The sequence below is a fragment of the Cronobacter sp. HA18006 genome, from assembly GCF_011605445.1.
In the GTDB taxonomy this organism is placed as follows: domain Bacteria; phylum Pseudomonadota; class Gammaproteobacteria; order Enterobacterales; family Enterobacteriaceae; genus Cronobacter; species Cronobacter sakazakii.
In genome coordinates, this window is sequence record NZ_JAANQB010000011.1 from 293179 (window position 1) to 306465 (window position 13287).

At 54.7% G+C, this 13287-nt stretch carries 13 protein-coding genes; 4 read left to right on the forward strand and 9 right to left on the reverse strand.

The window, feature by feature from the left end; translation table 11 throughout:
* Nucleotide 1: 1 nt before the first annotated feature.
* The 3 genes from G9X48_RS03170 to G9X48_RS03180 form a co-directional block, all read right to left on the reverse strand.
* The gene (locus G9X48_RS03170) at nucleotides 2-1186 is read right to left on the reverse strand and encodes a CynX/NimT family MFS transporter (protein WP_097640897.1); all 1185 of its coding nucleotides are present in this window, start codon (nucleotides 1184-1186) and stop codon (nucleotides 2-4) included.
* Between the two features lie 72 nt (nucleotides 1187-1258).
* Nucleotides 1259-1705, reverse strand: a complete 447-nt coding sequence (locus G9X48_RS03175; RefSeq protein ID WP_004386633.1) for a DUF441 domain-containing protein — start codon at nucleotides 1703-1705, stop codon at nucleotides 1259-1261.
* A 187-nt stretch (nucleotides 1706-1892) separates the two neighbouring features.
* Nucleotides 1893-2417 carry a YbaK/prolyl-tRNA synthetase associated domain-containing protein gene (locus tag G9X48_RS03180; RefSeq protein WP_007849374.1) on the reverse strand — a complete coding sequence of 175 codons (525 nt, stop codon included), beginning with the start codon at nucleotides 2415-2417 and terminating at the stop codon, nucleotides 1893-1895.
* Nucleotides 2418-2853: 436 nt separating this feature from the next.
* Here G9X48_RS03180 and G9X48_RS03185 point away from each other — a divergent pair, with 436 nt between their 5' ends.
* On the forward strand, nucleotides 2854-3027 hold the full coding sequence (locus G9X48_RS03185; RefSeq protein ID WP_004386632.1) for a general stress protein: 174 nt from the start codon (nucleotides 2854-2856) through the stop codon (nucleotides 3025-3027).
* Nucleotides 3028-3077: 50 nt separating this feature from the next.
* Here the strand turns inward: G9X48_RS03185 and G9X48_RS03190 are convergent, their stop codons facing one another.
* From G9X48_RS03190 to yeaG, 3 genes are all read right to left on the reverse strand, one after another.
* The gene (locus tag G9X48_RS03190; protein WP_165770557.1) at nucleotides 3078-4598 is read right to left on the reverse strand and encodes an EAL domain-containing protein; all 1521 of its coding nucleotides are present in this window, start codon (nucleotides 4596-4598) and stop codon (nucleotides 3078-3080) included.
* A 285-nt stretch (nucleotides 4599-4883) separates the two neighbouring features.
* Nucleotides 4884-6167 carry a YeaH/YhbH family protein gene (locus G9X48_RS03195; protein WP_004386629.1) on the reverse strand — a complete coding sequence of 428 codons (1284 nt, stop codon included), beginning with the start codon at nucleotides 6165-6167 and terminating at the stop codon, nucleotides 4884-4886.
* A gap of 122 nt (nucleotides 6168-6289) precedes the next feature.
* Complete coding sequence (gene yeaG / locus G9X48_RS03200; RefSeq protein WP_004386628.1) at nucleotides 6290-8224, reverse strand: protein kinase YeaG; 1935 nt, start codon at nucleotides 8222-8224, stop codon at nucleotides 6290-6292.
* Between the two features lie 435 nt (nucleotides 8225-8659).
* Between yeaG and G9X48_RS03205 the strand changes: the two genes are divergently transcribed.
* Nucleotides 8660-9406 (forward strand): MipA/OmpV family protein, encoded by a 747-nt coding sequence (locus G9X48_RS03205; protein WP_004386627.1) that lies wholly within the window; start codon nucleotides 8660-8662, stop codon nucleotides 9404-9406.
* Nucleotides 9407-9519: 113 nt separating this feature from the next.
* Here the strand turns inward: G9X48_RS03205 and G9X48_RS03210 are convergent, their stop codons facing one another.
* Together G9X48_RS03210 and gapA are read right to left on the reverse strand one after the other, a co-directional pair.
* Nucleotides 9520-10407 carry a D-hexose-6-phosphate mutarotase gene (locus G9X48_RS03210; RefSeq protein ID WP_007893940.1) on the reverse strand — a complete coding sequence of 296 codons (888 nt, stop codon included), beginning with the start codon at nucleotides 10405-10407 and terminating at the stop codon, nucleotides 9520-9522.
* Nucleotides 10408-10483: 76 nt separating this feature from the next.
* A complete protein-coding gene (gapA, locus tag G9X48_RS03215) occupies nucleotides 10484-11479 on the reverse strand; it encodes a glyceraldehyde-3-phosphate dehydrogenase (protein WP_004386625.1) in 996 nt (331 codons plus the stop codon).
* 345 nt (nucleotides 11480-11824) lie between these two features.
* On the opposite strand from gapA, the gene msrB reads away from it, so the two are divergent.
* Both msrB and G9X48_RS03225 read left to right on the forward strand, forming a co-directional pair.
* Entirely contained in the window at nucleotides 11825-12238 is a 414-nt protein-coding gene (gene msrB / locus G9X48_RS03220) for a peptide-methionine (R)-S-oxide reductase MsrB (protein ID WP_004386624.1), read from the forward strand.
* 40 nt (nucleotides 12239-12278) lie between these two features.
* Nucleotides 12279-12557, forward strand: coding sequence for a YeaC family protein (locus tag G9X48_RS03225; protein WP_041460526.1), 279 nt, complete (start codon nucleotides 12279-12281; stop codon nucleotides 12555-12557).
* A gap of 79 nt (nucleotides 12558-12636) precedes the next feature.
* Here G9X48_RS03225 and pncA read toward each other — a convergent pair whose 3' ends face one another.
* On the reverse strand, nucleotides 12637-13278 hold the full coding sequence (pncA, locus tag G9X48_RS03230) for a bifunctional nicotinamidase/pyrazinamidase (protein ID WP_004386622.1): 642 nt from the start codon (nucleotides 13276-13278) through the stop codon (nucleotides 12637-12639).
* Between the last annotated feature and the right edge of the window lie 9 nt (nucleotides 13279-13287).

Consider the following 13287-nt stretch of genomic DNA (forward strand, 5'->3'; position numbering starts at 1 on the left):
GTTACGTCGCGCCGATTTCCCGTGCGCGCCCCGCAAAACCGCCCGCAATGGCCATCACGACGGCAAGTGCGGCGCAGACCATTAACGGCAGGCTCCAGCTATGCAGCAGATCGTGGAGTCTGCCGATAGCTGGCGGCCCGCATGCCGCCAGCAGATACCCCACCGACTGTGCCATCCCGGAGAGCGCCGCCGCCTGATGCGCTGAGCTTGCGCGCAGGCCGATAAACGTCAGGCCGAGGATCATGGTCGCACCTGATCCAAAACCGAAAATCACCACCCACCAGGCGGCAAGATGCGGGAAGAACCACAGCCCGACGGGGCTTACGGCGCAAAGCAGGGCGGTCAGAATGGCGATACCGCGCTGATCGCGAAGCCGTGCGAGCAGCAGCGGCACCGCAATGCCCGGTATGGCGGTGGCAAGTTGCATGAGCCCGTGCAGTGAACCGGCCTGCGCTTCGCTAAACCCTGTGCTTATCAGAATCGACGGCAGCCAGCCGATAACGATGTAATAGATAAGCGAGTTAACGCCCAGAAAGAGCGTCACCTGCCAGGCGAGCGCCGAGCGCCAGATACTACGGCTGTGCATCGCCGCGTTGCTGCCAACGGCATCGTGGCGGCGCGCGCGCAACTGCGGCAGCCAGAGGAGCAGGGCGAGCAGCGGAAAGACAATCAGCGCCAGCAGTGCGCCGCGCCAGCCGCCGCTAAGGGCTGCGACCGGCACCACCAGCGCTGAGCCAGCGGCGGCCGCAAGGCCCATCGTCAGCGAGTACGCGCCGGTCAGTTTCGCCACCTTGCCAGGAAAATCCCGCTTGATCATGCCGGGCAGCAGTACGTTGCCGATGGCTATCCCACAGCCGATAAGCGCGGTGCCGGTAAAGAGCGCCGCCGCACTGCCGGAGGAGCGCAGAAGAATGCCCGCACTAATAAGCAGCAGCGCGCCGCAAAGACTGCGCTCCATCCCGAAGCGCCGCGCGCTGCCTGCGGCCAGCGGTGACACCAGCGCGAAAGCCAACAGCGGCAACGTGGTCAGAAGGCCGGTAGCGGCGGTGGAGAGCGAGAAATCGACGCGAATAGCGTCCAGCAGCGGCGCTGCCCCGGTAAACGTTACACGAAGGGTGGTCGCGATGGTAAGCAGCCCCGCCAGCAAAAGCCAGCCGGCGCGACGCCCGGAAGTCAGGTTTGTCATTCGTTCCTCATCTACACGCAGACGCCATGGCGATGCGTGAGTACAGCAGGTAAAAGAGTGGTGGATGCAATTCTACTGGCGGCCAATCAGCAAGGAAACCAGCCCTGCGGCGATAAGCGGCCCAACCGGCACGCCGCGAAAAAGCGCCACGCCAAGAACGGTGCCGACCAGCAGCCCGGCGACAATCGACGGCTGGCTGCCCATCAGCGCCACGCCTTTACCGCCAAGCCACGAGACGAAAACGCCCACGGCGATAGCTACCAGCGATTTCCAGTTTAAAAAAGCGTGGAACAGGGTGGAGGTGGGCAGCGTGCCGCTGGCGATGGGCGCCATCACGCTGATAGTCAGAATAATAATCCCGACGGTGACACCCTGTTTTTCCACCCATGGAAACCAGGCGCTGAGCGGCGTCATGCGGATAACAATCAGCACCAGCACGGAGACCGTTACGGCCATGTTGTGGCTGACAAATCCAAGACCGGCAAGCGCCAGCAGGATAAGCAGCGTGATATCAAACATTCTTAGCTCCTTGCCAGAAACGAAAACGCGCCGCCCGTCGTCATTGTTTTGTCATCAAAAGGGGCTATCACTGAGAGCAGCATCCCCCGATGTTAACGCGAGATTCCCGGAGAAACGATGAACGATCTACTCTCGCCCGACGCGCTCTGGATAACCACGTTTTTTTTCGCGACTGCCGCCACGCTGATTATTGCGGTGCGCTATCTGGAGCGGCGCTGGTAGACGGCGCGCGATGAAAGGCCACCAGTGCGGGTTTGGCGAGCCGCAGATAATCGGCGGTGTCCATGATAATCGATTTCTCAAGCAGGCCGGCATTAAAGGCGATTTCGTCGTGGCGCTCAAAGAGCAGCGGATCGGCCACCAGTTTAAGCTCCGGGTGAAAACTGAATGGGGGGATCGCGCCAAAAACGCAGCGGGTGAGTGCATCCACTTCCGCCGGGCTTGCCAGCGACGCCTTCGTACCGCCCAGGTGCTGCGCGAGCAGGGCAAGATCCGCCTGGAGATCGGCACCGAGTACGGCGAGCACAACCTGTTTTATCCCGTTGCCTTTAATTTTGCATACCAGCGCTTTCGCGCCCTGACTTAAATGCGTACCGCGAATTTCCGATACCGCTTCGCATTTGCCCATCGCCTCATGTTCCATCACCCGAAACCGCGCCTGGCCGTGCGTCAGTAAATCCACGAGTTGTTGGTGAATATCCATCCCTTTCATTTTGTCGCCTCGTTAACCGGATAAGGTTTTCCACCTTACTGGCGGTTCGCTTATTTTGCAACGCCTGCACAATTTCAAAAAATAAAAGCAAATAAAATAAACAAGCTACGATGATTCTGCCCCGAAAATAAAGGTTGTCGTTTGGCTTACTTTACGAAGCTGTATTACAGTCATAAGAGTGTCTTATGAAAACGACGGCAGTCATTATTCAGACAATATTATCTGCGTAGTGATGCGTCGTAATAAGCGCAGCGCCGAAACAGGGCGAGACGATTCGCAATCGGGGCTTTGTCGGAAATATCGGCACGAAGCGACGTTTGCGAAAAAATGCACGGAAGCGCGCTCTTGCTGGCAAGTGTAAGGATACTTTCGGCAGATGATCTCTTTTTCAGTATTGACGTTTTCTGGTAACACTAAACCAATCCCGGAGGTTGTTATGGCAGAACATCGTGGTGGTTCCGGCAATTTTGCCGAAAATCGTGAAAAAGCATCAGAAGCAGGTAAAAAAGGCGGGCAGCAGAGCGGCGGGAATTTTAAAAATGACCCGGAACGCGCGTCTGAAGCAGGCAAAAAAGGCGGCCAGAACAGCCACAGCGGTGGTCGTAAATAATCTGGCTTGTTGATTTTATCTGTTATCGCAGCAGCCTCAGGGCTGCTGTTTTATTTTGCCTGCATCGTCAGTAATAAGCGTAATGCCTGGTTGTCGATGGGGCGAGAGAACCACCAGCCCTGGCCGTAGCAGCCTGGGAAATTATCCTGCAAATAATCCACCTGTAGCCGCTGTTCAAGCCCTTCAAATACCACCTGCTGCGGCATGGCTTTCAGCATTTCAATTAAATTGACCAGCAGCGTTTTATTAAGCGTTGGCGTGCCTATCGCATCGGTAATGCTTTTATCGACCTTGACTTCATCAATCGGCAGGCGTGAAAGCCATGAAATGGTCGAATAGCCGGTGCCGAAATCATCCAGCGCGATCAAAAACCCGTGTTGTTTAAATAACGAAATGGCCGCTTCCATATGTGCAAGCGTTGCGTTTTCCCGCTCCGTTATTTCCAGCATAATGCGATTCGACGCAAGGCCGGTGTTATGCGTCAGTTGGGTGAGAAAATTAAGATAATGACGGGAGAAGAGATCGTTGAGGCTAATATTGATGCTGAGCGTCAGGTCATAAGGTTCCAGCAATTCCACCGTTTCTGCGATGGCTTGCGTCGTCACAAATTCGGTGACTTTGCTCATCATCCCTTCTTTTTCCGCAAGCGGGATAAACACATCCGGCGACACGGCATCGCCATTACTGTCATGCCAGCGCAGCAGCGCCTCCATGCCTTTCATCCGGCCGGTTTCAATTTCGTAGATGGGCTGATAAGCCACACGCAGGTCGCCGTTTTTTAACGCGTTTTCCAGGCGCACCGTAAGTGACGTCTGCTTTTTGCGATAAAGCGCCAGGCATGTGCAGAGTAATAATCCGAGCGCCAGGCCGAGCGCGATGAGCAATACGAAGGTATACCAGCGCGCCTGGAGCAGGCCATAAGGGTGCGTACCGGCAATGACACAAATATCGTATTGCGCATTGCAGCGTTCTTTGGTGATGAAATACCAAGCATAATGTGAGGAAGTATCAGTTGCCGATAATAAGGCCTGGGTGGGGCCGAGCGTAAACCAGCGGCGGTCGCGCTGTGAGTTGGTAATCATCGCGCTGTAGTGCGTCGTTTTTGCGTCATTTTCAAAGCGGGTAAACACGAAAGGAGAAAATATTACCAGCAGATCGTTGCGCCACCAGGCGCTGACGTTAATGGTGTCTGTCAGGGGCAAATTTAATAACCAGCGGGCACCGTCACGGCTGACGATATTTTGCGTTGCGGTGAGCGGCTGTGGAACAGGAAGATGTCCCCAGAGCGCGGAACAGATAATCCCACGCGCGCCGGTGCGGCCCACATCTTTGATCATCTGGTATTCCCACAACATCGTGCGCAATGAATTAAGATCGGCCTCGCTGCAGGGGGAATAATGCGCCATTTTCATCTCGCGCGCGGCAAGTGAGTTTGCCTGCTGTAATAGCGTGACGCTGCGTTCAAGCACTGCCTGAGTATAGTTTTCTATTCGGTATGCTTCTGTTCGCCAGTATATTATTTGCGCAACGACCAGGACGGACAACAGGCTGGCGATGATTATCCCCACCATCCCGGACGTTTTATTCAAGCCCAATGAGACCCTGTTAAACATGATTCACGGTGGTCCTGCGACGGCGCCGCGTCGTTATTTTATAATGCCGCTCACTATAACTGATAGCGAACCGGCTGTAAGTAAAATCTGTAGGGTTATTAATAAGCAGCCTCAGCTTTACTACATATTATGGCTCAATAGTTTCACTTGATTAAGTGACGCTGACATAAAAGTTTAGCGGCACTTTAATTGCGGGTTGTTTAATAAGAAAAACGCAGGGCCGACGAACGTCGACCCTGTGGATTAATTCCAGTTTTCACTGGCCTGCTTATGAAAGAGCTCGCGAAATACCGGGTAGATATCATCCTGATCGCGGATATGCTGCATAGCGAAATTCTCATATTTCGCCTGTAAATCTTCATATTCACGCCACAGCGTCTGGTGCGCGCGGCGGGTGATTTCGATATAACTGTAATATCGCACCACTGGCAGGATTTTCTTAGCCAGAATTTCATGACAGAGCGGCGAGTCATCGGCCCAGTTATCGCCATCAGAGGCTTGCGCGGCGTAAATATTCCACTGCGCCGGATCGTAGCGCGCTTTCACCACCTCATCCATCAGCTTAAGCGCGCTGGAAACAATGGTCCCGCCTGTCTCTTGCGAGTAGAAAAACTCATGTTCATCCACTTCTTTCGCCTGCGTATGGTGGCGGATATAGACCACATCGACGTTTTTATAGGTTCGGCTCAGGAACAGATAGAGCAGAATATAAAAGCGTTTGGCCATATCTTTTGTCGCCTGATCCATCGAGCCGGAGACATCCATCAGGCAGAACATGACCGCCTGGCTTGAAGGCTCCGGGCGCTTTTCGAAGTTCTTGTAGCGCAGGTCGAAAGTATCAATAAACGGCACGCGTTCGATTTTGGCGCGCAGTTCGGCAATCTCCTTACGTAACCGCTCCTCTTCGAGCAGTTGTGCCGGTTCGCTTCTCAGGGCTTCTTCGAGATTCGCTTCCAGCTCGCGTAGCGCCCGGCGCTTACCCGCGGTCATCGCCGTACGGCGCGCCAGGGAATTTTGCAGCGAGCGCACCACGCTGATATTGGCCGGCACGCCGTTAGAGGTGTAGCCGGAGCGATGCGTTTTATACTCGTTTAACTGGCGGTGCTGATTCTTTTTCAGATTCGGCAGGGCGAGATCTTCAAACAAGAGATCGAGATACTCATCTTTGGAGATCTGGAAAACGAACTCATCCTGGCCCTCGCCGTCGGCGCTCGCCTGACCTTGGCCGCTACCACCGCCACCTCCGCCGCCCTGTGGGCGCTCAATGCGGTCGTTCTGAACAAAATGATCGTTACCCGGATGCACGCGATGGCGCAGGCCGCCGCGCCCCTGATGGAACATCGGTTCGCTGATATCGTCATTCGGAATGGAGACGGATTCACCACTCTGGACATCGGTCACCGAACGCTTGTTAATCGCCTCGGAGATCGACTGCTTGATCTGTGCTTTATAACGACGCAAGAAGCGCTGGCGGTTTACCGTGCTCTTGTTTTTGCCGTTGAGACGTCGGTCTATGAACCAGGTCATATGCCCCCCGTACTGCATTGCCAACTTTATGCCGAACTCGTATCGCCGCAAGCGCGGTGCGCTCCGGCGTACGGTTCGCTTCGTTGTAGGCCCGGGCGGCGCGAGCACCGCCGGGCGATTTATCAGGACGATTTACGCACGCGCAGATACCATTCGCAAAGCAGACGCACCTGTTTGCGGGTATAGCCTTTTTCCATCATGCGATCGACAAAATCGTCGTGTTTCTTCTGCTCATCAGTGGACGTTTTGGCGTTAAAGGAGATAACCGGCAGCAGCTCCTCGGTGTTCGAGAACATTTTCTTCTCGATAACCGTGCGCAGCTTCTCATAGCTGGTCCAGTTCGGATTGCGGCCATTATTGTTGGCTCGGGCGCGCAGCACGAAGTTGACGATTTCGTTGCGGAAATCTTTCGGGTTGCTGATGCCCGCCGGTTTCTCGATTTTCTCCAGTTCCGCGTTGAGCGATTCGCGATCAAACAGCTGACCGGTATCCGGGTCGCGGTACTCCTGATCCTGGATCCAGAAATCCGCATAGGTGACGTAGCGGTCAAAGATGTTCTGGCCATATTCGGAGTAGGACTCCAGATACGCCGTCTGGATCTCTTTACCGATAAATTCAGCGTATTTCGGGATCAGATAGCCTTTCAGGAATTCGAGATAGCGTTCGGCCTGCTCCTGCGGGAACTGTTCGCGTTCAATCTGCTGCTCCAGCACATAGAAGAGATGCACCGGGTTCGCCGCCACTTCGGTATGATCGAAGTTAAAGACGCGCGAGAGGATTTTGAATGCGAAGCGGGTGGAGAGCCCGTTCATGCCTTCATCTACGCCCGCGTAGTCGCGATACTCCTGATAAGACTTCGCTTTCGGGTCGGTGTCCTTGAGGCTTTCGCCGTCGTAAACGCGCATTTTTGAGTAAATACTGGAGTTTTCCGGCTCTTTCAGACGCGAAAGGATCGAGAAACGGGCCAGCGTTTCGAGCGTACCGGGCGCGCAGGGGGCATGCGACAGCTCGCTGTGGTTAAGCAGTTTTTCGTAGATTTTGATCTCTTCCGAAATACGCAGGCAGTAAGGCACCTTGACGATATAGACACGGTCCAGGAACGCCTCGTTGTTTTTGTTATTTCTGAAAGTGACCCATTCCGATTCGTTCGAGTGCGCCAGAATGATGCCGTTAAAGGGCAGGGCGGAGATGCCTTCTGTCCCATTGTAGTTGCCTTCCTGGGTCGCCGTCAGCAGCGGGTGCAGCACTTTAATCGGCGCTTTAAACATCTCGACGAATTCCATCACGCCCTGGTTGGCGCGGCAGAGCGCGCCGGAGTAGCCGTAGGCGTCCGGATCGTTTTGCGCGTGATGCTCAAGCTTACGGATATCCACTTTACCTACCAGCGCGGAGATATCCTGGTTGTTTTCATCGCCCGGCTCGGTTTTCGCGATAGCGATTTGCTCAAGAATCGACGGCCAGACTTTGACGACGCGGAATTTGGTGATGTCGCCGCCAAACTCATGCAGGCGCTTCGCGGCCCACGGCGACATAATAGTACCGAGATAGCGGCGCGGGACGTTGTACTCTTTTTCCAGAATTTGCGCGTCTTCCTGCGGATTGAACAGGCACAGCGGATGATCGTTGACCGGGCTACGCTCGCCGTTGGCGCTCAGCACATAAATGGGTACGCGCTGCATCAGCGATTTCAGACGCTCGGCAAGCGACGATTTACCGCCGCCCACCGGGCCCAGCAGATAGAGGATCTGTTTCTTCTCTTCCAGACCCTGCGCCGCGTGTTTCAGGTACGACACAATCTGCTCAATGGCCTCTTCCATGCCATAAAACTCTTCAAACGCCGGATACCGGGCGACCACCCGGTTCGAAAAGAGACGGGAGAGCCGTGGCTCCTGGGCAGTATCCACCATCACTGGCTCACCGATGGCCATCAATAGCCGTTCCGCCGCATTTGCATATGCACTGCGATCCTGCCGGCAAACGGTAAGAAATTCCTGCAGTGTGAACTCTTCGTCCTTGGCAGCTTCATAGCGCTGGCGATAGTGATCGAATATATTCATGGCATGCCGTCCTTTCGTTTTTTAGCACAGGTTTAAGAGCCGTTCATATGAATAGTGGAGGCTCCCGGAAGACGTATTCTGAGTACAGCAACCCTAATGCCAACTTAAGCATTTTTTTTGCGCGTTGCACTGTGCTACTGCGGTCAGGGTAATGCACCTTCTTAATTTTAAGCGTAGATGGCATTTGAAAATCTTGCATGCCGCCGTTTGAGGGATTCAGTGATTTATCAAGCACTCATCCCGTTGTTTCTGCTGGCGGATTTACATTTATGGCGTGAATTCACCGTCAGGTCATAAAATTGCAAGCCGCCTGTCACGCGAAAATGCGAGGCTGCGCGATCCAATGATGTAAAGAAGTGCGAAAAAATTTGGGGTGAAGCGCAGGGGCGGTTAAACTTCGCGAGCCGATCATTTGACTAAAGGACTTGATGGATTGTGAGCACATTCAAATTTCTGGCACTGGGTGCCGTTATGGCTTCAGCCGCTACCTTTGCGCATGCAGAAGGAAAACTGTCAGTTGGCGCGGGTGCAGGATGGGTAGTCAATCCTTATAAACAGTATGACCGCGATGTTTACCCGCTGCCGGTTATCAACTATGAAGGCGATAATTTCTGGGTGCGCGGTCTGGGTGCGGGATACTACCTGTGGAATGACACCGCCGATAAGCTTTCCATTATGGCGTACTATTCGCCGCTGCACTTTAAGCCGGGCGACAGCGACAGCCGCGCGCTGCGCCGTCTGGATGAGCGCAAAGCAACGCTGATGGCGGGCCTCTCTTACGTGCATAACACGCAGTATGGTTTCCTGCGCACGTCGCTTGCCGCTGATACGCTGGATAACAGCAACGGTATCGTGTGGGATCTCGCGTGGCTCTATCGCTACACCAACGGCGGTCTGACCCTGACGCCGGGCATCGGTGTTGAGTGGAGCAGTGAAAACCAGAACGACTACTACTATGGCGTGAGCGGCAAAGAGTCGCGCCGCAGCGGGCTTAACCGCTATGACGCTGACGATGGCTGGGCGCCGTATGCCGAGCTGACCGCCACTTATCGTCTCTCTGACAGCTGGAGCGTTTACGGCAGCGGCCGTTACACCCATCTTAGCGACGAAGCGAAAGACAGCCCGATGGTAGACCGTTCCTGGTCTGCGCTGCTGTCTACCGGCGTGACTTACACGTTCTGATTCGTAACGCTATCTACTGGGGCGCCTTCGGGTGCCCTTTTTTATGGCGCATATTGATGGGAAACAGGGAAGGGCGTAAAAAATGGCCCCGCTCATCGCGAGGCCATGGGTTATCAGGCTTTTTTGATAACGCGCAGCGTCTGGGAGAGGCGCGAAGGTTTATCTTCACGCGTCTGCTGCGGCGTGGTTACGCAGGCGGTTTCCACGCAAACGAACGTCTTATAACCGTCATCCGGCATATCGCCCATGCTGACCGAGAGCGCCGGGCCCGGGTTCCAGCCCACCACGTTGCTGTTGTGGTGATGCACCACTTCAATGGTGCGGTTAAGCGCACCGTCATGGATCAGGCTGCACCCTTCCGGGTTCAGGTAAACGCGATCGGTACGGTCCGGGAATGTCTGCACGCCGCCGTTGAGTTTGCCTTCCTCGCCGCCATTCACTTTGTCGAGATAGGCCTCGCCAAGCCCGCTCACTTTGACTTCCGCGATGTCGCCGACGTTGAAATAGGAGTGCAGCGCGGAGGTGGTTTCGAATTCGCCGTGCGCTTCCAGCTCCATTTCGCAGGTTTTGCCGAGCTTATAGCGCGCATAAAGTGTGAAATCGTGCGGCCAGAGTTTACGGCTTGCGTCGCTGGCGTGCAGTTCAAACGTCAGCACCACGCCGTTATCGTCTTCATTATGGGCGCTTAAGTTCCACGGCAGATTGCGGGCGAAACCGTGCGAGGGCAGATCTTTTTGCGCCGACGGGCCAAACCACGGCCAGCAGATCGGCACGCCGCCGCGCAGCGCGACGCCTTTTTTAAACGGCGTGTTGGCGCTCAGCCATAACACCTCTTCTTCACCAGCCGGTTTCCAGCACAGCAGGTGCGCGCCCTGCAGCGCCACGGCGGCGCGAACCTGCGGGTGGTCGATAACGATGATATCCAGCTCGTCATGCTGACGACGGGAGAGGTAAGGCGTTAACTGCTCAGACACCGGCAGGGCAAAAAGCGTATTGATCATTTCTGGCAATCCTCTGTCTTAAATCCAAATAAAAAGGGCGACCGAAGTCGCCCTTAAGATCAGAATCTCATCTCACTTATTTGGAGATGTGAGCGATCAGGTCCAGTACTTTGTTGGAGTAGCCGGTTTCGTTGTCGTACCAGGAAACCAGTTTCACGAAGTTGTCGTTCAGTGCGATACCTGCTTTAGCATCGAACACGGAAGTGCATACTTCGCCGTTGAAGTCGGTGGAAACTACGTCATCTTCGGTGTAACCCAGAACGCCTTTCATTTCGCCTTCAGCGGCTTTCTTGATAGCGTCTTTGATCTGCTCGTAGGTCGCAGCTTTTTCCAGACGAACGGTCAGGTCAACAACGGATACGTTCGGGGTCGGAACGCGGAACGCCATACCAGTCAGTTTGCCGTTCAGTTCCGGCAGCACTTTACCTACAGCTTTAGCAGCGCCGGTAGAGGACGGGATGATGTTCTGAGCCGCGCCACGGCCGCCGCGCCAGTCTTTGTGAGACGGGCCGTCAACGGTTTTCTGAGTCGCGGTGGTCGCGTGAACGGTCGTCATCAGACCTTCGATGATGCCGAAGTTGTCGTTGATAACTTTCGCCAGCGGTGCCAGGCAGTTGGTGGTGCAGGAAGCGTTGGACACGATGTCCTGGCCTGCATATTTATCAAAGTTAGCGCCACGAACGAACATCGGGGTGTTGTCTTTGGACGGGCCAGTCAGAACAACTTTTTTCGCGCCAGCGGTGATGTGTTTACGTGCGGTTTCGTCGGTCAGGAAGATACCGGTTGCTTCAGCAACCACGTCCACGCCCACTTCGTCCCACTTCAGGTTAGCCGGGTCTTTTTCAGCGGTAACGCGGATTTTTTTACCGTTAACGATCAGATGACCGTCTTTAACTTCAACGGTACCGTCGAAACGACCGTGAGTAGAGTCATACTTCAGCATGTAGGCCATGTAGTCAGCGTCTAACAGGTCGTTGATTGCAACGATCTCGATGTCAGAACGTTTCTGAGCAGCACGGAAAACAATGCGACCGATACGGCCAAAACCGTTGATACCTACTTTGATAGTCATATATTCCACCAGCTATTTGTTAGTGAATAAAAGGTTGGCTGTAAAATTACAAAAACCTTACGCAGCGTCAAGCGGAATCGTGTCAATCATTGCGACAAATCAATCCTGTGGACAAGCTTTGCACGACTGACTCACCTCACTCTTCCTTTTGGGCTCAGGTCCATATGGGGACACCGAGAGGAATTTAAAAGGGCGTCGAAAACAAAAGTGTGATGTTAATCACGTTTGCTTGTCAGCTGCATTTTCAGTGCTAAGTTTAGACCAAAAGTGTACGCGTTACTGTTAATGTTTTGTTAGAATAATGCAGGTAATGTAACTGCTTAAACCTCCCCGAGATGTCACCTTATGGCCAATCAAAACTCCCAGGACGACCTGAAAAACACCCTGACGGAAATGCAGTTTTACGTCACCCAGAATCACGGCACGGAACCGCCGTATACCGGGCGTCTGCTGCATAACAAGCGTGATGGCGTCTACCACTGTCTGGTGTGCGATGCGCCGCTGTTTAACTCTGAAACTAAGTATGATTCGGGCTGCGGCTGGCCGAGTTTTTACGAGCCGGTAAGCGAGGACTCGATTCGTTACCTTAACGATTACTCGCACGGCATGCAGCGCATTGAAATCCGCTGCGGCAACTGTGATGCGCACCTGGGACACGTGTTCCCGGATGGCCCGCAACCGACCGGCGAACGCTACTGCGTCAATTCGGCGTCGCTGAGCTTCACCGATGACGATAACGGCGAGCAAATCAAAGGTTGAAGAATCGATTCAGCATATTATTCCACTGGAGCGTGATTTTATGAACTTGGAAGACCTGATTAGCAGCATGACGCCGGAGGTTTACGAGCGTCTCGCGACCGCCGTAGAACTCGGAAAATGGCCCGACGGCGTGGCGCTAACGCCCGAGCAGAAAGAAAACAGCCTGCAACTGGTGATGCTCTGGCAGATGCGCCACAACACCCATCCGCAGCATATGACGATCGGCACGGACGGCCAGCTGGTGATGAAAAGCAAGCAGCAGCTGAAGGCGGAGTTCGGTATCAATCAGCAGCCTATCGCCACGCTCAAGCCTGAATGAGCTGAAGGGTGCTGAAGCAAAAAAAGGCCGCGGATTGCAAAGCGGCCTTTTTTATGAAGCAACGTATGACTGAGGCGGTTTATGCCTGCGTTTCGCGCCAGTCGTCAAGCGTATAGAGCGTGGCGCCACTCGCCGCCATCTCCTGAAACGCCAGCATACTGGCCTGCGGCGTCAGGTTAACGCCGCGGCAGCCGTCGGTAATCACGTTCACCGTATACCCCAGCCTTAGCGCGTCAAGCACCGTGTATTTGACGCAGTAGTCGGTGGCAAGCCCCATGACGATCAACTCGCTTACGCCATGCTCGCGAAGCCAGGCGTCGAGCGCGGTTTTCTGGCGGTGTCCGTTATCGAAAAACGCGCTGTAGCTGTCAATCGCCGGGTTTTCACCTTTGTAAAAGCGCTGCTCAATGGCCTTCTGGTTCAGCAGCGGATGGAGCGCCGCGCCGTCGCTCTCCTGAATGCAGTGATCGGGCCACCAGGTCTGCGGCAGGCCGTCCAGCGTGCCTTGCGTGAACGGCTCGGCGTGCTGAACAGAAGCAAAACTGCCGTGATTCGCCGGGTGCCAGTCCTGGCTTGCCACCACCGGCTCGCCGCGGCTCTGACACCATTCAATCATCGCGTTCGCGATATCCACCGTGCTGTCGCCTTCCGCGACCGCCAGCGCGCCGCCGGCGCAAAAATCGTTTTGCAGATCCACCAGCAGCAGTGCGCGTGAGTTCATACCGTGCTC